The sequence below is a fragment of the Cellulosimicrobium sp. NPDC057127 genome, assembly GCF_042670945.1.
Taxonomy (GTDB): Bacteria; Actinomycetota; Actinomycetes; order Actinomycetales; family Cellulomonadaceae; genus Cellulosimicrobium.
On sequence record NZ_JBHUUP010000006.1, the window covers coordinates 64,820 to 86,058 of the forward strand.

At 73.8% G+C, this 21,239-nt stretch carries 21 protein-coding genes; 15 read left to right on the top strand and 6 right to left on the bottom strand.

Translation table 11 applies throughout. From position 1 onward, the window contains the following. On the top strand, positions 1-2,481 hold the full coding sequence (locus ACFTZA_RS07720) for a glycoside hydrolase family 3 N-terminal domain-containing protein (RefSeq protein WP_378192503.1): 2,481 nt from the start codon (positions 1-3) through the stop codon (positions 2,479-2,481). A 29-nt stretch (positions 2,482-2,510) separates the two neighbouring features. Beyond that, positions 2,511-4,043, top strand: a complete 1,533-nt coding sequence (gene aspA / locus ACFTZA_RS07725) for an aspartate ammonia-lyase (RefSeq protein ID WP_378192505.1) — start codon at positions 2,511-2,513, stop codon at positions 4,041-4,043. A gap of 34 nt (positions 4,044-4,077) precedes the next feature. Here aspA and ACFTZA_RS07730 read toward each other — a convergent pair whose 3' ends face one another. Continuing rightward, positions 4,078-5,058, bottom strand: coding sequence for a DUF5937 family protein (locus ACFTZA_RS07730; RefSeq protein ID WP_378192507.1), 981 nt, complete (start codon positions 5,056-5,058; stop codon positions 4,078-4,080). Positions 5,059-5,126: 68 nt separating this feature from the next. Here ACFTZA_RS07730 and ACFTZA_RS07735 point away from each other — a divergent pair, with 68 nt between their 5' ends. Together ACFTZA_RS07735 and ACFTZA_RS07740 are read left to right on the top strand one after the other, a co-directional pair. After that, positions 5,127-5,462 (top strand): cupin domain-containing protein, encoded by a 336-nt coding sequence (locus tag ACFTZA_RS07735; protein WP_378192509.1) that lies wholly within the window; start codon positions 5,127-5,129, stop codon positions 5,460-5,462. Beyond that, the gene (locus ACFTZA_RS07740; protein WP_378192511.1) at positions 5,462-5,755 is read left to right on the top strand and encodes a DUF4287 domain-containing protein; all 294 of its coding nucleotides are present in this window, start codon (positions 5,462-5,464) and stop codon (positions 5,753-5,755) included. The genes ACFTZA_RS07735 and ACFTZA_RS07740 overlap by 1 nt, the downstream gene beginning before the upstream one ends. Before the next feature lie 15 nt (positions 5,756-5,770). Here ACFTZA_RS07740 and ACFTZA_RS07745 read toward each other — a convergent pair whose 3' ends face one another. Then, positions 5,771-6,160, bottom strand: a complete 390-nt coding sequence (locus ACFTZA_RS07745; RefSeq protein WP_378192513.1) for a MerR family transcriptional regulator — start codon at positions 6,158-6,160, stop codon at positions 5,771-5,773. Between the two features lie 222 nt (positions 6,161-6,382). Between ACFTZA_RS07745 and ACFTZA_RS07750 the strand changes: the two genes are divergently transcribed. Continuing rightward, positions 6,383-7,948, top strand: a complete 1,566-nt coding sequence (locus ACFTZA_RS07750; protein WP_378192515.1) for a SulP family inorganic anion transporter — start codon at positions 6,383-6,385, stop codon at positions 7,946-7,948. A gap of 30 nt (positions 7,949-7,978) precedes the next feature. Here the strand turns inward: ACFTZA_RS07750 and ACFTZA_RS07755 are convergent, their stop codons facing one another. Then, entirely contained in the window at positions 7,979-8,629 is a 651-nt protein-coding gene (locus ACFTZA_RS07755) for a hypothetical protein (protein WP_378192517.1), read from the bottom strand. Between the two features lie 96 nt (positions 8,630-8,725). Then, positions 8,726-9,997, bottom strand: coding sequence for an APC family permease (locus ACFTZA_RS07760; RefSeq protein WP_378192519.1), 1,272 nt, complete (start codon positions 9,995-9,997; stop codon positions 8,726-8,728). Between the two features lie 158 nt (positions 9,998-10,155). Between ACFTZA_RS07760 and ACFTZA_RS07765 the strand changes: the two genes are divergently transcribed. The 5 genes from ACFTZA_RS07765 (at position 10,156) to ACFTZA_RS07785 (ending at position 13,701) form a co-directional block, all read left to right on the top strand. Then, entirely contained in the window at positions 10,156-11,037 is an 882-nt protein-coding gene (locus ACFTZA_RS07765) for a hypothetical protein (RefSeq protein WP_378192521.1), read from the top strand. Beyond that, on the top strand, positions 11,021-11,512 hold the full coding sequence (locus tag ACFTZA_RS07770; RefSeq protein ID WP_378192523.1) for a phage holin family protein: 492 nt from the start codon (positions 11,021-11,023) through the stop codon (positions 11,510-11,512). The genes ACFTZA_RS07765 and ACFTZA_RS07770 overlap by 17 nt, the downstream gene beginning before the upstream one ends. Beyond that, positions 11,509-12,135 carry a DUF3618 domain-containing protein gene (locus tag ACFTZA_RS07775; RefSeq protein WP_378192525.1) on the top strand — a complete coding sequence of 209 codons (627 nt, stop codon included), beginning with the start codon at positions 11,509-11,511 and terminating at the stop codon, positions 12,133-12,135. The genes ACFTZA_RS07770 and ACFTZA_RS07775 overlap by 4 nt, the downstream gene beginning before the upstream one ends. Before the next feature lie 39 nt (positions 12,136-12,174). Next, a complete protein-coding gene (locus ACFTZA_RS07780) occupies positions 12,175-13,284 on the top strand; it encodes a YihY/virulence factor BrkB family protein (RefSeq protein WP_378192527.1) in 1,110 nt (369 codons plus the stop codon). Positions 13,285-13,422: 138 nt separating this feature from the next. After that, positions 13,423-13,701, top strand: coding sequence for a hypothetical protein (locus tag ACFTZA_RS07785; RefSeq protein WP_378192529.1), 279 nt, complete (start codon positions 13,423-13,425; stop codon positions 13,699-13,701). 30 nt (positions 13,702-13,731) lie between these two features. Here the strand turns inward: ACFTZA_RS07785 and ACFTZA_RS07790 are convergent, their stop codons facing one another. Beyond that, positions 13,732-14,589, bottom strand: coding sequence for a formate/nitrite transporter family protein (locus ACFTZA_RS07790; RefSeq protein WP_378192531.1), 858 nt, complete (start codon positions 14,587-14,589; stop codon positions 13,732-13,734). A gap of 159 nt (positions 14,590-14,748) precedes the next feature. On the opposite strand from ACFTZA_RS07790, the gene ACFTZA_RS07795 reads away from it, so the two are divergent. After that, the gene (locus tag ACFTZA_RS07795) at positions 14,749-15,684 is read left to right on the top strand and encodes a cold shock domain-containing protein (protein ID WP_378192533.1); all 936 of its coding nucleotides are present in this window, start codon (positions 14,749-14,751) and stop codon (positions 15,682-15,684) included. A gap of 49 nt (positions 15,685-15,733) precedes the next feature. Here ACFTZA_RS07795 and ACFTZA_RS07800 read toward each other — a convergent pair whose 3' ends face one another. Continuing rightward, positions 15,734-16,654 carry a ketopantoate reductase family protein gene (locus tag ACFTZA_RS07800; protein ID WP_378192535.1) on the bottom strand — a complete coding sequence of 307 codons (921 nt, stop codon included), beginning with the start codon at positions 16,652-16,654 and terminating at the stop codon, positions 15,734-15,736. A gap of 79 nt (positions 16,655-16,733) precedes the next feature. On the opposite strand from ACFTZA_RS07800, the gene ACFTZA_RS07805 reads away from it, so the two are divergent. From ACFTZA_RS07805 to ACFTZA_RS07820, 4 genes are all read left to right on the top strand, one after another. Beyond that, positions 16,734-17,282 (top strand): TetR/AcrR family transcriptional regulator, encoded by a 549-nt coding sequence (locus ACFTZA_RS07805; protein WP_378192537.1) that lies wholly within the window; start codon positions 16,734-16,736, stop codon positions 17,280-17,282. 206 nt (positions 17,283-17,488) lie between these two features. After that, positions 17,489-19,372 carry a molecular chaperone DnaK gene (dnaK, locus tag ACFTZA_RS07810; RefSeq protein WP_378192539.1) on the top strand — a complete coding sequence of 628 codons (1,884 nt, stop codon included), beginning with the start codon at positions 17,489-17,491 and terminating at the stop codon, positions 19,370-19,372. Next, on the top strand, positions 19,369-20,040 hold the full coding sequence (grpE, locus tag ACFTZA_RS07815; protein WP_378192541.1) for a nucleotide exchange factor GrpE: 672 nt from the start codon (positions 19,369-19,371) through the stop codon (positions 20,038-20,040). The genes dnaK and grpE overlap by 4 nt, the downstream gene beginning before the upstream one ends. A gap of 151 nt (positions 20,041-20,191) precedes the next feature. Next, positions 20,192-21,196, top strand: a complete 1,005-nt coding sequence (locus ACFTZA_RS07820) for a DnaJ C-terminal domain-containing protein (protein ID WP_378192543.1) — start codon at positions 20,192-20,194, stop codon at positions 21,194-21,196. Positions 21,197-21,239 lie beyond the last annotated feature (43 nt).

A 21,239-nucleotide genomic window follows, 5' to 3' on the forward strand; every position in this document is an offset into this window, starting at 1 on the left:
GTGACCGACGTCGTACCCGCCGCCCCGACGGCACCCCTACCGCCCGAGACCGCCCCGGCCCCCGCCGTCTCGGAGCGGGTGCGCGCCCTCCACGCGCGCATGACGCTCGAGGAGAAGCTCGCCCAGCTCGTGGGCTACTGGATCGACCAGAACGGCACTGTCGCGCCGATGCAGTCGGAGATGACCGCGGGCCAGAAGGACGCCGGGCTCCTCGCGGACATCACGCGGCACGGCATCGGCCACTACACGCGCGTCTACGGCACGCGTCCGGTGGACCCGGCGGAGCGCGCGGCGTGGCTGTGGGCGGAGCAGCGGCGGCTCGTGCGCGAGACGCGGCTCGGCATCCCCGCGATCGTGCACGAGGAGTCGCTCACCGGCCTCGCGGCGTGGCAGGCCGCCACCTACCCCACGCCGCTCGCGTGGGGCGCGTCGTTCGACCCGGCGCTCGTCGAGGAGATGGCCGCGCAGACGGGCGCGTCGATGCGCGCGCTCGGCGTGCACCAGGCGCTCGCGCCCGTGCTCGACGTCGTGCGCGACCCGCGCTGGGGCCGCGTCGACGAGTGCGTGGGCGAGGACCCGTACCTCGTCGGCACCGTCGGTACCGCGTACGTCCGAGGGCTCCAGGGCGCGGGCGTGCACGCGACGCTGAAGCACTTCGTCGGCTACTCCGCCTCGCGTGCCGGGCGCAACCACGCGCCGGTCAGCGCGGGGCCGCGCGAGATCGCCGACGTGTTCCTGCCCCCGTTCGAGATGGCCGTGCGCGACGGCGGCGCGCGGTCGGTCATGAACTCCTACGCCGAGATCGACGGCGTCCCGGTGGCGTCGGACCGCGCGCTGCTCACCGACCTGCTGCGCGGACGGTGGGGCTTCGACGGCGTCGTCGTCGCCGACTACTTCGCGGTGGCGTTCCTCGAGGTCATGCACCGGGTCGCGGCCGACCGGGGCGAGGCGGCGGCGCTCGCCCTCGAGGCGGGCATCGACGTCGAGCTCCCCACGGGTGACGCCTACCTCGAGCCGCTCGCCGAGCGGGTGCGCGCCGGTCTCGTGGACGAGGCGGTCGTGGACGTCGCGGTGCTGCGGGTGCTCGCCCAGAAGGAGGAGCTCGGCCTGCTCGACCCGGACGCGTTCGCCGACGAGGCGCCCACGCAGGTCGACCTGGACCCGCCGGCCCACCGCGCGACCGCGCGCCGGCTCGCGCAGGAGTCCCTCGTGCTGCTGTCGAACGACGGCGTGCTGCCGCTCGCCACCGGTGCGGACGGCGCCGACGGGCGGGCGCCGGCGCGCCTCGCCGTCGTGGGCCCGAACGCCGACCGCGCCCAGGCGCTCCTCGGGTGCTACTCGTTCGTCAACCACGTGCTCGCCCACCACCCGGGCACGGCGACCGGGATCGAGCTGCCGACCGTCGTCGAGGCGCTGGGCGCCGCGCTCCCCGGCACGGACGTCGTCCACGCGGCGGGCTGCTCCGTCGACGGTGACGACACGTCGGGGTTCGCGGAGGCGGTCGAGCTGGTGCGCGGCGCCGACGTCGCGGTCGTGTGCGTCGGCGACGACGCGGGCCTCTTCGGGCGCGGGACGGTGGGGGAGGGCAACGACGTCGAGTCGCTCGAGCTGCCCGGCGTGCAGCGCGCCCTGGTGACCGAGCTCGTCGCGACGGACACACCCGTCGTGCTGGTGCTCCTCACCGGGCGCCCGTACGCGATCGGGTGGGCCCTCGACGGCGAGGGGGCCGACGGGACCCGGCCGCGGCCGGCCGCCGTGGTGCAGGCGTTCTTCCCCGGCGAGGAGGGCGCCGGCGCGATCGCCGACGTGCTCACGGGCGCGGCGGTCCCGTCCGGCCGGCTGCCCGTCTCCCTGCCGCGCGCGGCGGGGGCGCAGCCCTTCACGTACCTCCACCCGGTGCTGGGCGGGCCGTCGGACGTCACCTCGACCGATCCGACGCCCGTGCGTCCCTTCGGGTTCGGCCTGTCGTACACGACGTTCGCCTACGCGGACCTCGAGGTCGACGACGCCGCTCCCACCGACGGGTCGTTCGCCGCGGCCGTCACGGTGACGAACACCGGCGACGTCGCGGGGGCCGAGGTGGTGCAGCTCTACGGCCGCGACGTCCTCGGCTCGGTCCCGCGCCCGGTCGTCCAGCTCCTCGGTTACGCGCGCGTCGAGCTCGCGCCGGGGGAGTCGCGCCGCGTCCGCTTCCGCGTGCCGACGACACGGCTCGCCTTCAGCGACCGGCGGCTCGTGCGGGTCGTCGAGCCGGGGGACGTCGAGGTCTGGGTGGCCGCCCACGCCGGCGTGAGCCCCGCGGCGCCCATCGACGACCTCACGGGTGGTGCGATCGTCGCGCAGGGCACGACGGCGCGGCGCGCGGTCCCGGGGGCGGCGACGCCCCGGGCCGTCGTCCGGCTCACCGGTGACGTCCACCCGGTCGGCGCAGCCGACGCGCGGCTGGTGGACGTGACCGTGGGAGCCGTCGCCGCAGGGTGACCGGCGCCCGCGGGCGCTACGGTCGGGGCATGGCACCGGGTGAGACGCGGATCGAGGAGGACCTGCTCGGGACCCGGGAGGTCCCGGCGGACGCGTACTACGGCATCCACACCGTCCGGGCGACGGAGAACTTCCGGATCTCGGGCACGACCATCAGCGACGTGCCCGAGATGATCCGCGGCATGGTCCTCGTGAAGAAGGCCGCGGCGCTCGCGAACAAGGAGCTGCGCGCGATCCAGGGTGACGTCGCGGACGCGATCGTCGCGGCGTGCGACGAGATCCTCGTGCGCGGGCGGTGCCTCGACCAGTTCCCGGTCGACGTGTTCCAGGGCGGCGCGGGCACGTCGGTGAACATGAACACGAACGAGGTCGTCGCGAACCTCGCGCTCGAGCACGTCGGCCTGCCCAAGGGCCGCTACGACGTCGTCAACCCGAACGACCACGTCAACAAGTCGCAGTCCACGAACGACGCGTACCCGACCGGGTTCCGGCTCGCCGTGCACGCGCTCGTCGGGACGCTCGTGGAGTCCGTCGCGCTCCTGGCGATCGCCTTCGACGAGAAGTCGGCGGAGTTCGCCGACGTGCTGAAGATGGGTCGCACGCAGCTCCAGGACGCCGTGCCGATGAGCCTCGGCCAGGAGTTCGCCGGGTTCGCGGTCAACGTGCACGAGGAGATCACGCGACTGACCGTCGCCGCCGAGCTGCTGCTCGAGGTCAACCTGGGCGCGACCGCGATCGGGACGGGCCTCAACACCCCTCCCGGCTACCCGGAGGCCGCGACCCGCCACCTCGCCGAGGTCAGCGGCCTCGCGACGGTGCCTGCCGAGAACCTCGTCGAGGCCACGTACGACAACGGCGCGTACCTCGCCGTGCACTCGGCCGTGAAGCGCCTCGCCGCGAAGCTGTCGAAGATCTGCAACGACCTGCGGCTGCTGTCGTCCGGGCCGCGCGCCGGCCTGGGGGAGATCAACCTGCCGCAGCTCCAGGCCGGGTCCTCGATCATGCCGGCGAAGGTCAACCCGGTGATCCCCGAGGTCGTCAACCAGGTGTGCTTCAAGGTCATGGGCAACGACGTGACCATCACCCATGCGGCCGAGGCCGGGCAGCTCCAGCTCAACGTCATGGAACCCGTGCTCGCGCAGTCGATGTTCGAGTCCCTGCGGCTCATGACGAACGCGTGCGAGACGCTGCGGCTGCGGTGCGTCACCGGGATCACGGCCAACGTCGAGGTGTGCCGGCGGCACGTGCTCGACTCGATCGGCATCGTCACCTACCTCAACGAGATCATCGGGCACCGCAACGGCGACCTCGTCGGCGCCGAGGCGGCGCGCACGGGCGCGTCGGTGCGCGACGTCGTCGTCGCGCAGGGCCTGCTCACCGCCGAGGAGGTGGACGCCGTGCTGACCACGGAGAACTTCCTGCGCCCCCGGTACACCGGGCGCTACTACGAGCCCGACGAGCGTGGCATCCCCGCGGCCGGGGAGGCGGGCGAGTCGTCGCGTGTCGTCGAGTCGGACGACGCCGCCGGCGCCCCGAGCGAGCCCGGCGCGGAGAGCTCCTAGCGGTGCGTCGGGCGGCCGCCGCCGGACGACGCGGTCAGCCGCCGACGAGCGCCTCGCCGAGGGGTGTGCGCACGTGCATGACCCGGCTGCCCTCACGCCGCCCGTCGACGAGGCGGGCGGCGCGCAGCACGCCGAGATGGTGGGAGGCGGTCGAGACTGCGAGCCCCGCGCCGGCGGCGACCTCGCTCGTGGACATCGGTTCGCGCAGCGCGAGCAGGAGGCGCGCCCGGCCCTCGCCGAGGAGCGCGGCGAGGGCCGTGGTGAGCTCCGCGCCGGTCGTCGTCCACGTCTCGGAGACCCCCAGCGCGGGGTAGAAGAGGGTGGGCTGCGCGGGCCTCTCGGTGAGCGCCGCGCACGCGCGGGACATCACCGACGGGACGAGCACGAGCCCGCTGCCCGCGCAGTCGAGCACCTCCTCGTGCCGGGTGAGGCGGACGCGCACCGCGTCCGGCCCCCATGTGACGGCCTCGTTGAGGTGCGCGACCATCGCGCCGACGCCGTGCGTCGTGACGCGTCGGGACCGGATCCCGATGTCGGCGCGCAGGAGGCGCTCGACCTGCGGCCAGAACGGTGCGAGGGCCGCCTCCCAGAACGCTCCCCACGCGTCGGCGACGGCGGCCCTCGTGCCGGCGGGGTCGTCGGCCATGTCCTGGAGGGCGCGCCGCTCGGCCCCCGACGTCCGCAGCACGCGCTTGCCGAGGTCGACCCGCATCGGCCCGACGTCCGCGTGCCGGAGCCGGTCGAGCTCCTCTGCCGGGCTCAGGTCCCAGTCCGGGGCGGACGTGAGGAAGTCGGGGAGGTACCCCTCTTCGCCGATCACCAGCCGCAGCAGCTCGAACGCCGCGCGGGGGACGTGCTGCCGGGTGCTGCGCAGCCAGCCCCACTGCAGCGGGTGGTGCTGGGGACGGATCAGCACCCGCACCGCGTGCGCGAGCTCGTGCCCCGGGGACAGCCCGAACCGGATCGCCGACAGGTCGTCCGGCGCGAGGCGGAACTCGACCACCTTTCGATGCACGTCGAAACAGTAGTGGACGCGCCGTCGGTCGCAGCACCGTGGGGGAACGCCCGACCAAGGAGGCCACCATGGCAGCAGTCGTCCACGCCGAGGACATCCGCATCACCGGCTCGCGCACCCTGCGCTTCGAAGGAGCCGACCACGGCTCCGGCATCTCGTTCTTCCTCGTGAGCAACGAGCCCGGGCAGGGCCCCGGCCTGCACCGGCACCCGTACTCGGAGACGTGGGCCGTCCTGGAGGGGGAGGCCACGATCACCCTGGGCGACGAGCAGGTCGTCGCCCGCGCGGGGGACACCGCCGTCGTCGCACCGCACGTCTGGCACGGGTTCACCAACACCGGCAGCGGCACGCTGCGCGTCATGTGCGTCCACGCGTCCGCCACGATGATCCAGGAGAACCGCTGATGTCCTTCCAGGCCTACCTCGACGCCGTCGAGACGAAGACCGGTCTCACCCCCCGCGAGCTCGTCGAGCGCGCCCGCGAGCAGGGCTTCGGTCCCGGGAGCAGGGCGACGCCGATCGTGGAGTGGCTCGCTGCCGAGCACGGCCTCGGCCGCGGCCACGCCATGGCGATGGTGCACGTCATCACGAAGGGGGACCGCATCAGCACGAAGCACGTGGGTTCCGGCGGCACGCACGCGGACGCGAGCGACCGGCTCTGGCTCGACGGCAAGGACTCGCGGCCCGCGGACCGATGAGCGCGGGACCGCAGGTCAGCGCGAGCGCAGGAGCGCGATGAGCTCGTCGGCCCACTCGAGCTTGCGGGCTAGGTCCTCGCGCCGCTGCTCGGCGGCGCGCACGTACGCCGCGAGCCGTCCGCGCAGGTCGTCGTCATCGCCGCGCTCGGCGATGCGGTCCGCGACGTCGAGCAGGTCCGTCATCTCCTCGAGCGTGAAGCCGAGCGGCTTCATGCGGCGCACGAGGAGCAGGCGCTCGACGTCGTCCTCCGTGTAGAGGCGGAACCCGCCGTCCGAACGCCCGGAGGGGCGGACCAGCCCGACGTCGTCGTAGTGGCGCAGCGTGCGCAGGGACAGGCCCGTGCGCTCCGCGACGGCGCCGATGTGGATCGTGGGCTGCGGGCCGGCGGCTCGCTGGTCGGTCATGAGGACAGTCTCCCGGATCGGCGAGAGTGGAACTCTACCCTCACGTGAGGGTAGAGTTCCGCACGGCCCGGCCTGTCCCCTTCTTCCCGCTCCGGGGAGGGTCGGCGCCGTCCACTCTTCTCGTGCGCAGCGTCGCGTGCTCCTGTCCTGTCCATCTCCCGGACCGGGTCGCGTGACCTGGTCCTCGGGGCGTGCGCGCCCCCGACCCCGGAGGAACGCTGCGTGTCGAACGACGTCCGCGTCACCCTGCCCGATCCCGCCCCGCGACCCCAGCCGGTGACCGGCGCGCCCGAGGCCGACGAGTCGTACTCCGTGCTCTCCGCGCTGAGGTCGCCGCGCCGCTTGAAGACCGAGGTGCTCGGCGGCCTGGTCGTCGCGCTCGCGCTGATCCCTGAGGCCATCGCGTTCTCGATCATCGCGGGCGTGGACCCGCGACTCGGGCTCTTCGCGTCGTTCACCATGGCCGTGTCCATCGCGTTCCTCGGCGGCCGACCGGCCATGATCTCGGCCGCGACGGGCGCTGTCGCGCTCGTCATCGCCCCGGTCGTGCGCGAGCACGGCGTCGACCACCTCATCGCCACCGTCATCCTGGCCGGCGTCATCCAGGTCGCGCTCGGTCTGCTCGGAGTGGCCAAGCTCATGCGGTTCATCCCGCGCTCGGTCATGGTCGGCTTCGTCAACGCGCTCGCGATCCTCATCTTCCTCTCCCAGCTCCCGCACCTGCAGGGCGTGCCGTGGATGGTGTACCCGCTGGTCGCCGTCGGCATCGCGATCATGGTGCTCATGCCGCGCTGGACGAAGGTCGTCCCCGCGCCGCTGGTCGCGATCGTGCTGCTGACGGCCGCGGCCGTGCTCGCCGCGATCAACGTGCCGACCGTGGGCGACGAGGGCGAGCTGCCGGAGTCGCTGCCGTCGCTGTTCCTCCCCGACGTGCCGCTGAACCTCGAGACGCTGCAGATCATCGCCCCGTACGCGCTCGCCATGGCGCTCGTCGGCATCCTCGAGTCGCTGCTGACGGCCAAGCTCGTCGACGACGTCACCGACACCCACTCGAACAAGACCCGCGAGGCCTGGGGTCAGGGCGCCGCCAACGTCATCACCGGCTTCTTCGGCGGCATGGGCGGCTGCGCCATGATCGGCCAGACGATGATCAACGTGAAGGCGTCCGGCGCCCGCACGCGCATCTCCACCTTCCTCGCCGGCGTGTTCCTGCTGATCCTCGTCGTCGGTCTCGGCGACGTCGTCGCGATCATCCCCATGGCCGCGCTGGTCGCCGTCATGATCATGGTCGCGGTCGGCACGTTCGACTGGCACTCGGTGCGGCCCGGCACGCTCAAGCGCATGCCGAAGTCGGAGACCGCGGTCATGCTCGCGACCGTCGTCGTGACGGTGTGGACGCACAACCTCGCGTACGGCGTCGTCGTCGGCGTGCTCGTCGCGATGGTGCTGTTCGCCCGCCGCGTCGCGCACTTCACGACGGTCACGCGGCTCGACGCCCAGCCCGGGCCGGGGACCGACGACGACACCCGCACCTACGCGGTCGAGGGCGAGCTCTTCTTCGCGTCGTCGAACGACCTCGTCTACCAGTTCGACTACGCCGGCGACCCGCGCGACATCGTCATCGACATGACGAACGCGCACGTGTGGGACGCCTCCACCGTCGCGACGCTCGACGCGATCCGCACGAAGTACGAGGCCAAGGGCAAGACGGTGACGATCGTGGGCGCCAACCCCGACACCACCGAGCGCCTCGACCGCCTCGCCGGGAAGCTCGGCGCCGGCCACTGACGCGGCCCGGCGCGCCTCCGCGCCGCCGGCTCAGCCCGCGGCGCGGAGAGACCCGAGCACCCCGGCGACCGCCTCGACCGAGGCGTCGTCGGGCGGCAGCGTGAACGAGATCTCGTACTCGTCCGGCGAGCCCGGGACGCGCACGGCGGCGAGCCCGCTGACGTGGCGACCGAGGACGATGTCGTCGAGGGGGCCGTAGGACAGGACGAGCTCCGTGCCGTCGGCGGCCGTATGGACGGGGAAGCCCTGGGCGGCGTACCGCAGGAACGTGTCCTGGTCGCCGACGGACTGGTTGACGGAGATCTTCGCGGGGTTGGGTCCGTGCAGCGCCCAGGCGGGATCGTCGGAGAGCCACCCGTCGACCATGACCATCGCCGGCCCGTAGTCGGGGTCGTCCTCCCACCCGGGCGGCGTCGCGAGGACGAGCCCGCCGATTGCCCGTTCCTGCCAGCCCTCCGGGGTCCCGGCGACGATCTCGCCGAGCGCGGGCGGCTCGTACGCCGCGTCCTGCGGCGACTGCTCCGACGCCGAGGCGGCCGCCTCCTTCGCGCCCGCGCCGGAGGCCGGCTCCGCAGCGGGCGACGTCGCAGTCGCTGCAGGCTCGGCCGCCGGCGTCGCCGACCCGTCGCCCGCGCCGAGCGAGCACCCGCTCACCACGGCGGCGACCGCCGCGCCGAGCACGATCCACCTCGTCCTGCGCCGCACGTCGCCCCCTCGCTCCCTGCGCACGGCACCGTGCCGCGCGGCCGCGCGCAGCATAGCGTTCCCGCAGGTCGGCTAGGTGTCGTGGCGCCGCACGCGCCACCACCGCAGCACGACGCCGACGACGAGGACCGCCGCCCCGGCGACCACGGCGGGCACCGGCAGGGTCGCGACGAGCACGACGCAGCCCACGGCACCGAGCACCTGGCCCCAGCGCGGGTACCGGCGGTCCGCGCCGCTCTGGCGCAGCGCCGCGAGGTTCGCGACGAGGTAGTACACGAGGACGCCGAAGGACGAGAACCCGATCGCACCGCGCAGGTCGACGGCGAGCACGAGCGCCACCACGACCGCGCCGACGACAAGCTCCGCGTGGTGCGGCACCGCGGACCGGGGGTGCACGGCGGAGAGCCACCGGGGCAGGTCGCCGGTGCGCGCCATGGCGAGCGTCGTCCGGCTCACCCCGGCGAGGAGCGCGAGCAGCGCGCCGACGCTCGCGGCCGTGGCGCCCACCGCGACCACGGGCTCGGCCCACGTCCACGAGCCGGCGGCGACGGCGTCGGCCACGGGCGACGTCGACCCGGCGAGGCGGTCGGGGCCGAGCACGGCGAGCAGCGTGACGGCGACGACGGCGTACACGACCACGACGACGCCCAGCGCGAGGAGGATCGCGCGCGGGATGGTGCGGCGCGGGTCGCGGACCTCCTCGCCGAGCGTCGCGACGCGCGCGTACCCGGCGAAGGCGAAGAACAGGAGCCCCGCCGACTGCAGGACGCCGTACCAGCCGCCGTGGGCACCGCCGGGGTCCAGCACTCCCGACCACCGGGGGCCGTCGCCGGCGAGCGCGGCCACGACGCCGACGGCGAGCGCTCCGAGCACCACGACGACGATCACCCGTGCCGCCTGCGCGGTGCGCGTGACGCCGCGGTAGCCGATCGCGGTCAGCGCGACGACCGTCGCGGCCGCGACGGGGCGCTCCCAGCCTGCCGGTGCCACGTACGCGGCGACGACGAGCGCCATGGCGGCGCAGCTCGCCGTCTTGCCGACGACGAAGCCCCACCCCGCGACGTACCCCCACCACGGGCCGAGCTGCTCGCGGCCGTAGACGTAGGTGCCGCCGGAGGTCGGGTGCTGCGCGGCCAGCTGGGCGGACGCCGTCGCGTTCGCGAGCGCGACGAGCGCCGCGAGCGCGAGCCCGACGAGCAGGCCTGTGCCTGCCGCGGCGGCCGCGGGGGCGAAGGCGGAGAAGACTCCGGCCCCGATCATCGAGCCGAGCCCGATGGCCACCGCGTCGTGGGTCCCGAGGCGGCGGGCGAGGCCGGGGGCGTCGGGGCGGTTCACGGTGCTCATCCTGGCACCCCCTCCCCAGTTGTGGGTGGCTCGTGCCGCCCTACCGTGGAGTCAGGTCCAGCACAGGGCCCGTACGGCGGAGGTGAGCCATGCGGCCCCTCCGCCGCCGACTCTCCCGGTGCACCGACCGGGTGGGGCACGACGACAGGAGTGCGACCATGAGCGAGACGAACGTTCCCTACGGCGCCGGGACGGGCCCGCGGGACCCGTCGACGCCTTCGGGTGCCGGGCAGCAGGGCTCCGGGGTGAAGGAGCGCCTCGGCGGGGCCGCGTCCAGCGCCGGCGACGCCGGCCGCGAGGTCGCCGACGACGCCAAGGACAAGGCACGCGACGTCGCGCACGAGGCGAAGGACCGTGCCCGCGGGCTGGTCGGCCAGACGCGCGACGAGCTGCAGTCCCAGGCGCAGTCGCAGCAGCAGCGGCTCGCGGGCGGGCTGCGCAGCCTCGGCGACGAGCTGAACCAGATGGCCGACGGGACCGAGGACCCGGGGTACGCGAGCGAGCTGGTGCACCGTGCCGGTGCCGCGACGACGCAGGTCGCCCAGTGGTTCGAGGACCGTGAGCCGAGCTCCGTCCTGCGCGAGGTCGAGGACTTCGCGCGGCGCCGGCCGGGGGCGTTCCTCGCCATCGCGGCGGGTGCGGGCCTGGTCGTGGGCCGGCTGCTGCGCGGCATGAAGGACGCCGACGGCAGCGAGAGCTCCGAACGGTCGGGCGACGGGCGCGGGGCGCACGCCCGGGTCGGCAGCGGCACGGGCTACGGCGACGGCGGATACTCGACCGCCGGGTACGTGGGCGCGGCGGACACCGGGTACGCCGGTGCCGGTGCGGGAGCGCCGACGTCCGGTGCGACGGCCGGGACCGAGCCCGGGTACGCGGGCGGCTCCACCTACCCGGACCTGGCGAACCAGCCGCCGCCGCCCCCGTCGGAGACCACGCTGCCGCGCGCGGCCGCCGGCACGACCGGGTCCCCGCAGTTCCCGCCGTCGATGCCGGCCCGACCGGCGAGCGACGGAGGTGACACCGATGTCGACCGCACCTGACCCGTTCGCCGCGGCGAACACGGCACGGCCCGGCGCCGGGACCACGCCGGACGCGGGAGCGACCGCCGCCGGCGGCGACCGCGCGGGAGGCGAGCAGCCGAGCCTCGGCGAGCTCGTCTCCGAGGTCAGCCGCGACCTGTCGACGCTCGTGCGTCAGGAGGTCGAGCTCGCGAAGGCCGAGGCGAAGCAGTCGGCGCAGCGCGCCGGGAAGGGCGCGGGGATGTTCGGCGGCGCAGGCATCGCCGGCCACTTCGTCCTGCTCTTCCTGTCGATCGCGCTGTGGTGGGGGCTGGGCACCGCCATGGGGTGGGGCTGGTCGGCCGTCGTCGTCGCCGTCGTCTGGGCCGTGGTCGCCGCGGTGCTCGCCCTGCTCGGCCGCAAGGAGATGCGCGCGGTCGAGGGGATGCCGCGGACCACGGACTCGGTCAAGAAGATCCCCCACGCGCTCCAGGGACACGAGGAGAAGAACGCATGAGCACCAACGACCCCGAAGAGATCCGCGCCGACATCGAGCGCACGCGCACCGAGCTGAGCCGTGACGTCGACGCGCTCGGCGACAAGGTGAGCCCGAGCAACGCGGCGCGGCGCCAGGTCGACCGCGTGCGCGGCGGCGTGTCACGCGCCAAGGACCGCGTCATGGGCTCGGCCCACGACTCGGCGGACAGCGCACGGGACACGACGCACGACCTCGCGGACCGCGGGCGCGGCGCGGCGTCGTCGGTCGCCGACTCGGCGCGGCACACGGCGTCGTCGGTGGCGGGCACCGTCTCGTCCGCGCCGGGCGCCGTGCGGGAGCAGACGCAGGGCAACCCGCTCGCGGTCGGTCTGATCGCCTTCGGCGTGGGCCTCGTCGCAGCGTCGCTCCTGCCGTCGAGCAGCACCGAGCGCCGCGCCGCCGCGGGCGTGAAGGAGAAGGCCGCCCCGCTCGTCGACGACGTGAAGCAGACGGCGAACGAGATGGTCCAGGACCTCAAGGAGCCGGCGCAGGAGAGCGCGCAGGCCGTCACGGAGTCCGCGAAGGACGCGGCGCGTTCCGTCGGGGAGCACGGCAAGGAGGCGGCGGGCGACGTCCGCTCGCAGGCCACCGGCAACGGCTGACCTGCGGCCGACGACCCGGTACCGACCACGGGAGGTGGCATGACCGACATCGACAGCTCGTCCGAACGGGCCGGAGCACCGGCGCCGGACGACCGGCGCAAGCCGGCCGCCCCGACGGACCTGCACAAGCCGTCGTTCACGTACTCGCTGCGCACGACGCTGCGGCAGTTCATGCGCGACCAGTGTCTCGACCTGGCCGCGGCGCTGACGTACTTCGCCGTGCTCGCGGCGGCGCCCGCGCTGCTGGCGCTGGTGTCCGTGCTGGGCCTGGTGGGCAACGGCGAGCGGGCGGTCGACAGCGTGCTGTCGACGCTCGAGGGCGTCATCCCCGAGCAGGTGCTGCGGATCATCGAGCCCATCGTCGAGAACGCCGCGAGCGGCGGTGGCAGGGCCGGCCTCGCCCTCGTCCTCGGTGTCGCGCTCGCCCTGTGGTCGGCGTCCGGGTACGTCGGCGCCTTCGGGCGCGCGATGAACCGGATCTACGAGATCGACGAGGGCCGGCCGATCTGGAAGCTGCGTCCCGTGATGCTGCTCGTCACGATCGTCACGGTGGTCCTCGCCGCGCTGATCGTGGGAGCGCTCGTGCTCACGGGGCCGATCGCCCGCTCGGTCGGCGACGCCGTCGGGCTGGGCTCGACCGCGGTGACGGTGTGGAGCATCGCCAAGTGGCCGGTGGTCCTCGCGCTGGTCGTCGTGATCGTGGCGATCCTCTACCACGTCACGCCGAACGTGCGGCAGCCGAAGTTCCGGTGGATCAGCGTCGGGGCGCTCGTCGCCATCGTCGTGTGGATCATCGCCTCGGTCGCGTTCGGGTTCTACGTCGCGAACTTCTCCAACTACGGCGCGACGTACGGCACGCTCGCGGGCATCATCGTCATGCTCCTGTGGCTGTGGATCACCAACCTCGCGCTGCTCTTCGGCGCGGAGCTGGACGCCGAGCTCGAGCGCGGACGCCAGCTCCAGGGCGGCATCGCCGCCGAGGAGTCCATCCAGCTGCCGCCCAAGGACACGCGGGCGAGCGACAAGCGCGAGGAGAAGATGCACGAGGACGTCGAGCGCGGGCGCGAGCTGCGCGTCGCGGCCCAGCAGGACCAGCGCGAGGCCGCCCGGCGGGACCACGACGGCCCCCGCCACGGCAAGGACGGCTGACGGCTGACGGCTGACGGCGGACCGCTGACCGCGGGACGGACGGCGCCGGTGGGCGCCACCCGAGTTGTGGGTGGCGCCCACCGGCCTACGGTCGAGAGAGTCGGCGGCGCGCCGGCGACCCGACGAGAGGAGAGCCACGTGAGCACGGCACCGCACGAGGAGCGCGGGACGGGCGACGAGCAGGACTGGGCGGAGCGGTCGGACGACGGGCCGCGCCGATCGCCGCAGGAAACCGCGACCGAGCCCGACATCGGCTCCGCCGGGGCGTTCCCCGCCCTCGCGAACGACACCCTCCCCGAGGACCCCGACGTGCCGACGTCGGTCGACCCGGGCGACCCGCGCCGGGGGGCCGTCGGCGACGAGACCGACCCGACCGCAGGGTTCGAGGTGGACCCGACGCGCAGCAGCGACGGCTGAAAGACGACCGCGGGACGTCGCCGGCCGGGGTCACGTGTCCGCGTGCCGCCACTGCATCAGGCGCTCGCGGCTCCGGACGACCCGCAGCAGCGTGGTGAGCACCAGCCCGCCGACGACGTTGCCGAGCACGACCCAGCCGAACCACGGCAGCCACGCGGAGAGGGAGACCCCCGGCTCGCCGGCGTGCACGGCGACGAACGTGATGATCGTGTCGAGCACCGAGTGCAGCAGGCCGGTGCCCACGATGACGAACGCGATCGCGACGGCGGCGACCACCCGCGCGACGTCGTCGTCGGTGCCGTTCTGCATGCGGGTCAGCAGCGTGATCGCGGCACCGGCGAGGACCGCCAGCGCGAAGGTCTCCAGGTCGAGCGGGCGGTCGAGGAACTCGTGGGTGAGCTCGCCCGCCGTCGCGTGCAGGTCGGGCAGCGCGACCGCGACCAGCCAGGCGAGCACCCAGCCGCCGACGAGGTTCCCGAGCAGAGTGCCACCCCACAGGCGCAGCATGTGTGTCCAGCGCGCCTCCCCGGCGACCACCACCATCACGGGCACGTGGAAGCTCTCCGTGAAGAGCTCGCTGTGGCCGAGGCGCAGGGCGATGAACCCGACCGAGAAGGCGAGCGCACCCAGCAGCACGCTGTCGGTCTCGTGCACGACGACGAGCAGGGCGAGCACGCCGACGCCCACCTCGATGCCCGCGACGGTGCCCGTCGCGAGCAGGTCGGCGGTGCTGCGGTACAGCCGCGGGCGCCCCTCGAGGACCACGCGGTCGAGGGCCTCGTCCTTCTCCTCGGTCGTCGCAGGCTCGTCCTCGCGCTCGTGCGGTGCGCTCTCGTCGTGGTCCGACGTCGTCGCGTCGGGCTCGTGCACGTCGTCGGGCTTGGCCACGTGGTCCTCCGGTCCTGCGCGACCGGTCGCCGCGACGTCCCCATGCTGCCGCAGGGCCTCCGTCGCCGCCCGTCCTCGGAGGACGGCCGGACGCACGCGTCCGCGGTGCCGCCGGGGGACACTGGGAGGAGCAATGTCTGCTGAGACGAGGAGTTCGAGGTGCCCCAGGGAACTGTCCGATGGTTCGACGCCGATCGAGGGTTCGGCTTCATCGACCTCGGGAACGAGGCGGAGGACCTGTTCGTGCACGCGTCCGAGATCGTCGGCGACGACGGACCGCGGCTGCTGCGCGAGGGCCAGGCGGTCGAGTTCGAGGTGGGCGAGGGTGACCGGGGCCCGCAGGCGCGCCGCGTCCGCGTGACGGGGGAGCGCGCCGCCGACGCGGCCGTGGGGGTGCTCGGCACCGTCTCCTGGTACGAGCCGACCAAGGGGTACGGCTTCGTCACGCCCGACGACGGTCGCGCCGAGATCTTCGTGCACAGCTCGGCGATCGTCGGGGGCGGCGTGATCTCGGAGGGGCAGCGGGTGGCGTTCCTCGTCGTCGCGGGGGAGCGGGGTCCGCAGGCGGCCCACCTGCTGCCGCTCGGGGCACAGGCCGACCGGTCCGCCGTGCCCTCGGACGGGGCGGACGGCACCGTGTCCTGGTACGACGACACCAAGGGCTTCGGGTTCATCGCCCCGGACGGCGGCGGCGACAACGTCTTCGTCCACGCCAGCGCGCTCGGTCCCGGCATGACCGGGTTCGTCGAGGGGGCGCGCGTGGCGTACGACGTCGTCGAGGGCGACCGCGGCCCGAGCGCCCGCAACCTGCGGCTCGTGCGCGGCTCCGGGAGCGGGCGCCCGGCCGCCGGCGGTCGGCCGGGCCGGCCCGCGGGCGCCGGCGGCGCGCCCGTGCGCGGGGGCGAGGGCACGGTCGCGCGCTACGACGAGGAGCGCGGCTTCGGGTTCATCACGCCCGACGCCGGGGGCGAGGACCTGTTCGTGCACGTGTCGGTCGTGCGGGGCGACGAGGTCCTCGAGGCGGGCGACCGGGTCCGGTTCAAGGTGCGGCAGAGCGACCGGGGGCCGCAGGCCGACGCCGTCGAGCTGCTCTGAGAAGCAGGGTGAGCGGCTCGCCAGTCCGCCCTCGCGGAACCTGGCGGACTCACACCTCGAGGCGCGGAGCGGGGACGCCGAGCCGGCGCGCTTCGCGCGACGTGTCTGCGAGGACGGCGCGCGCTTCCGGCGTGTCGGGATCCGTGTGCATCGCGAGACTCACCTGGGCGACCGGCAGCTGCGCGGTCGCCCAGGCCGAGGCGAGACCGGCCAGGCGTGGCAGTCGGTACGGGAGCAGGGCGCGCCGGTGCCGGCGGAGGTCCACGCCCCGGGCCTGCAGGACGGGCAGCAGCTCGCGAGCCGTGCGGAACGCATCTCGCAACGCCCGACGGTCGCCGATCATGTTGGCGAGCCCACCACGGCGGACCGCCTCGGCGAACATCCCGGCGTCGGCCACGAAGTGCAGCCACAGCCACCCTCGCATGTCCCTCTCGTCCCGAACGGTGAAACCTGCCTGACGGAAGGCTCGCGCCACGTCGAGCTCCCGCCCGCTCGGCGACGCCCCGGCCGTGCCGATGACGACGGAGCGCATCAACGCGCCGTGCAGCACGCCGTCGTCCCCGAACCCGCCGCCCCCCTGCGGGAAACCGAAGACGACCCGATCGGCAGGAAGCGGCGCGACCGCGGCGTGGGGTTCCTCCCAGACGTTGCCGAAGACGAGCACGGTGGCCCCGCCGATCCGCGGGGCGAGGAACGCCGCCGCCTCCGCGAGGCGGTGGTGCGCGACGCTGAGCACGACCAGGTCGAATCCGGCCCCCGGGGCGACGGACTCCCGTAGCGGGGTCCGGAACGACTCGCGCACCCGCCGGCCGAGACCGCGCCGTGCGTCGACCACGTCGACGCGCACCTCGCCGCCGTACTTCTCGGCGCGACCTGGACGCACGTAGAACTCGACGTCGTGCCCCGCGGCGTGCAGCGCGCGCCCGTACAGCGTCGCGATGACGCCTCGGCCGAACATCAGGATCCGCACGGGGTGCCCTTCGAGTAAAGTGGAGGCTTCCTCCGTCTGGGACGATATGGAGGACGTCTCCGCTTGTCAAGGAGGATCGATGAGTGACGCGAAACGGATGCGCGCCGATGCCCGCCGCAACCGAGAGGCGATCGTGGCGGCCGCGCGGTCGGCGTTCGATCGCGACGAGAGGCTGCCTTTCGACGACTTCGCGGCGCGTGCCGGCGTGGGCGTGGGCACCCTCTACCGGCACTTCCCGACGCGGGAGGCGCTGGCAGGGGCCGTGTACCAGGGCGAGGTTGCTGCGCTCTGCGACCAGGCGCGCGACCCGGCGCGGTCGGCCCGCGAGAACCTCGACGCGCTCCTGCGCGGCTTCGTGGACTACCTGGTGGCGCACGCGGGCCTCGCGCGCACGCTCGTGGCCGTCGTCGACCCTGCCGTCCGGGCCGACGGTGGGAGCGAGCTCGAGCGCACGGTTGCCGATCTGATGGCCCGTGCGGCCGTCGACGGCGCCCTCCGCGACGGTGCGGTCGTCGGGGCCGTGATGATCGTGCTCCACGGCATCGGGTCGGCGGCCGACCGCCCGCTGTGGGCGTCGGAGTCACGGGCGGCCGTGGAGCTGCTGATCGCCGGACTGGGCCCGGCCTGATGCGCCACCGAGCCGCGCTCCGGACTCGCGTCCAAGGGGAATAGGTCGTCGCGCGGGAGGGTTGAGTCAGGCAGGCTCAAGTTCGGGGTCGCCAGCTTGCACGGAGCGGGTCGACGTGCCTACCTTGAGCGAAGCAGACTCAACCCGGTCCGGGTGCCGGCCGTCGCACCGGCGGCCCCGGCCACGCACTCACGGAGGCAGCACACATGGCACGAGCAGTCGGGATCGACCTCGGCACCACGAACTCGGTGGTCGCCGTCCTCGAGGGTGGCGAGCCCACCGTCATCGCGAACGCCGAGGGGTCGCGCACGACGCCGTCGGTGGTCGCCTTCTCCAAGACCGGCGAGGTCCTCGTCGGCGAGGTCGCCAAGCGTCAGGCGGTCACGAACGTCGACCGCACGATCAGCTCGGTGAAGCGCCACATGGGCACCGACTGGGACGTGGAGATCGACGACAAGAAGTACACGCCGCAGGAGATCTCCGCGCGCATCCTCGGCAAGCTCAAGCGCGACGCCGAGGAGTACCTGGGCGAGCCCGTCACCGACGCGGTCGTCACCGTCCCGGCGTACTTCAACGACGCCGAGCGCCAGGCCACGAAGGACGCGGGCCAGATCGCCGGCCTCAACGTCACGCGCATCGTCAACGAGCCCACCGCGGCCGCGCTCGCCTACGGCCTGGAGAAGGGCAAGGAGGACGAGCTCATCCTCGTCTTCGACCTCGGTGGCGGCACGTTCGACGTCTCGCTCCTCGAGGTCGGCAAGGACGAGGACGAGTTCTCGACCATCCAGGTCCGCGCGACGTCGGGCGACAACCGCCTCGGCGGCGACGACTGGGACAACCGCATCGTCGAGCACCTCATCAAGCAGGTGAAGAACAGCTCGGGCGTCGACCTGTCGAAGGACAAGATCGCGCTCCAGCGCCTGCGCGAGGCCGCCGAGCAGGCGAAGAAGGAGCTGTCGTCCGCGACGAGCACCAACGTCTCGATGCAGTACCTGTCGATGAGCGAGAACGGCCCCATCCACCTCGACGAGAAGCTCACGCGCGCGCAGTTCCAGCAGATGACGCAGGACCTCCTCGACCGCACGAAGGCCCCGTTCCACAAGGTCATCTCCGACGCGGGCGTCTCCGTGTCCGACATCGACCACGTCGTGCTCGTCGGCGGCTCGACCCGCATGCCGGCCGTGGCCGACGTCGTGCGCGAGCTCACCGGTGGCAAGGAGCCCAACAAGGGCGTCAACCCGGACGAGGTCGTGGCCGTCGGAGCCGCGCTCCAGGCCGGCGTCATCTCGGGCGACCGCAAGGACGTCCTGCTCATCGACGTCACCCCGCTGTCCCTCGGCATCGAGACCAAGGGCGGCGTGATGACCAAGCTCATCGAGCGCAACACGGCCATCCCGACCAAGCGCAGCGAGATCTTCTCGACGGCCGAGGACAACCAGCCGTCGGTGCTCATCCAGGTGTTCCAGGGCGAGCGCGAGTTCGCGCGCGACAACAAGCCGCTCGGCACGTTCGAGCTCACCGGCATCGCGCCGGCCCCGCGCGGCGTGCCGCAGATCGAGGTCACCTTCGACATCGACGCGAACGGCATCGTCCACGTCGGCGCCAAGGACCGCGGCACCGGCAAGGAGCAGAAGATGACCATCACGGGCGGCTCGGCGCTGCCCAAGGAGGACATCGACCGCATGGTCAAGGAGGCCGAGGAGCACGCGGCCGAGGACAAGAAGCGTCGCGAGGAGGCGGAGACCCGCAACCAGGCCGAGACGTTCGTGTACTCGACCGAGAAGCTCGTCTCCGAGAACAAGGAGAAGCTCCCCGCCGACGTCGTCACCGAGGTCGAGGCCGACATCGCGTCGGTCAAGACCGCGCTCGAGGGCGAGGACGCAGACGCCGTGAAGTCCGCGCACGACAAGCTCGTCGCGTCCGCGCAGCAGATCGGCCAGGCGCTCTACGCGTCGGCCGAGCAGGAGCAGGCGGCGGGCGACCCGGGCGCGGCGACCGACGACGCGACCGCCGCCGCGGGCGCCGGCAGCGCTCCGGACGAGGACGTCGTCGACGCCGAGATCGTCGACGACGAGGACGACAAGAAGTGACGGCGGAGAACCCCCGGGGTCCCGAGGAGCAGGCCGGGCGCGAGCCCGGTCAGGGCCCCGAGGACAAGCCCTTCCAGTTCACGGACAAGCGCAAGGTCGACCCGCAGACCTCCCGGCCGCGCGAGGGCGCGGCCGGGGCGGGCGGCGGCACGGAGGGCGACGGCGGGGACGCGCCGCAGTCGTCGGACCCCCTCGAGGGCCTCGACTTCGAGCCGTCCGGCGAGGCCGAGGTCGACGCGGCGGTCCTCGCGGCGCAGGCTGCGGCGGCCGAGCACCTCGACGCCCTCCAGCGCGAGCGCGCGAGCTTCACGAACTACCGCAACCGGGCGCTGCGCGACCAGGAGGCCGCGCGTGCCAAGGGTGTGGAGGACGTGCTCACCGCGCTCCTGCCCGTGCTCGACGACGTCGACCGGGCGCGCCAGCACGGCGAGCTGACCGGGCCGTTCGCGGCGATCTCCGACAAGCTCGACGCGAGCCTCGAGCGCTTCGGCGTCGAGCGCTACGGCACCGTCGGCGAGGAGTTCGACCCGACCGTGCACGAGGCGCTCATGCACCAGACCGACCCCGAGGCGACGTCCACGACGGTCAACCTCGTGATCGAGCCGGGCTACCGGATCGGGGACCGGGTCGTGCGCGCCGCGCGCGTCTCGGTCGTGGGGCCGGAGTAGCACCCGGCCACGTGCCCGACGGCGGTGCCGCACCCGCACAGGTGCGGCCCGTCGTCGGGCACGCGACGGGCGTGCACGCGACGGGCGGGCACGCGACGATCAGCACCGCACGGAGGTCGAGGACGACGACGAAGCACAGGAGGGAGGCGTCGTGACCGGACAGGACTGGATGGAGAAGGACTTCTACGCCGCGCTCGGCGTCCCCAAGGACGCCGACGACGCCGCGATCAAGAAGGCGTACCGCAAGCTGGCCCGGCAGTACCACCCGGACCAGAACCCGGGCGACGCCGCGGCGGAGGCCAGGTTCAAGGAGATCGGCGAGGCCTACGCGGTCCTGTCCGACGCGAAGCAGCGCGAGCAGTACGACGCGATCCGCGCGATGGCGGGCGGGGGAGCGCGGTTCTCCGCGGGCCCCGGCGGCGGTGGCGCGGCGGGGTTCGAGGACCTCTTCGGCGGCATGTTCGGCGGCGCCGGAGCACCGGGCGGCGGGCGCGTGCGCTACTCGTCGGGGGCCCAGGGCGGCGCCGGGTTCGAGGACATCCTCGGCTCGATGTTCGGCGGTGCGGCCGGCGGACAGCGGTTCGGCGGCGCCGGCTTCGGCGGTCCGCAGACCGGCGCCGACGTCTCCGCGACCACCACCCTGCCGTTCCGGCAGGCCGTCGAGGGTTCGACCGTCACCTTCACGGTGGACGGGCGCCCCGTCACGACGCGCATCCCCCCGGGGGTGCGCGAGGGCCAGAAGATCCGCCTGCGCGGCAAGGGCCGTCCGGGGGCGGGTGGCGGTCCCGCCGGCGACCTCGTCGTCACCGTGCACGTCACGCCGCACCCCGTGTTCTCCGTCGACGGCACGAACCTGCGCGTCACCGTCCCGGTCACGTTCGCCGAGGCGGCGCTCGGCGCGACCATCGAGGTCCCGACGCTCGACGGCGCGACCGTGCGGGTCAAGGTCCCCGCGGGCACCCCTTCCGGTCGCACGCTGCGCGTCAAGGGGCGCGGCGTCCGGACCGCGCAGGCGACGGGCGACCTGCTCGTCACCGTCCAGGTGGTCGTGCCGCAGAAGCTGTCGAAGGCCGCGCGCGAGGCGGTCGAGTCGTTCGCCGCAGAGACCGACGGGCAGGACGTCCGGGCCGACCTCGCCCGCCAGGCGGCGGAGTGAGGGGGCGGGCGTCGTGACGGCTCGAGCGGACGACGGCCAGGAG

Excerpts from the sequence above, each read along its gene's own strand:
- ACFTZA_RS07735 (WP_378192509.1), top strand. The coding sequence starts at position 5,127 with ATGGCAGCAGTCGTCCACGCCGAGGACATCCGCATCACCGGCTCGCGC.
- aspA (WP_378192505.1), top strand. The coding sequence starts at position 2,511 with ATGGCACCGGGTGAGACGCGGATCGAGGAGGACCTGCTCGGGACCCGG.
- ACFTZA_RS07740 (WP_378192511.1), top strand. The coding sequence starts at position 5,462 with ATGTCCTTCCAGGCCTACCTCGACGCCGTCGAGACGAAGACCGGTCTC.
- ACFTZA_RS07780 (WP_378192527.1), top strand. The coding sequence starts at position 12,175 with ATGACCGACATCGACAGCTCGTCCGAACGGGCCGGAGCACCGGCGCCG.
- ACFTZA_RS07770 (WP_378192523.1), top strand. The coding sequence starts at position 11,021 with ATGTCGACCGCACCTGACCCGTTCGCCGCGGCGAACACGGCACGGCCC.
- ACFTZA_RS07805 (WP_378192537.1), top strand. The coding sequence starts at position 16,734 with ATGAGTGACGCGAAACGGATGCGCGCCGATGCCCGCCGCAACCGAGAG.
- dnaK (WP_378192539.1), top strand. The coding sequence starts at position 17,489 with ATGGCACGAGCAGTCGGGATCGACCTCGGCACCACGAACTCGGTGGTC.
- ACFTZA_RS07765 (WP_378192521.1), top strand. The coding sequence starts at position 10,156 with ATGAGCGAGACGAACGTTCCCTACGGCGCCGGGACGGGCCCGCGGGAC.
- ACFTZA_RS07760 (WP_378192519.1), bottom strand. The coding sequence starts at position 9,997 with ATGAGCACCGTGAACCGCCCCGACGCCCCCGGCCTCGCCCGCCGCCTC.
- ACFTZA_RS07745 (WP_378192513.1), bottom strand. The coding sequence starts at position 6,160 with ATGACCGACCAGCGAGCCGCCGGCCCGCAGCCCACGATCCACATCGGC.
- ACFTZA_RS07775 (WP_378192525.1), top strand. The coding sequence starts at position 11,509 with ATGAGCACCAACGACCCCGAAGAGATCCGCGCCGACATCGAGCGCACG.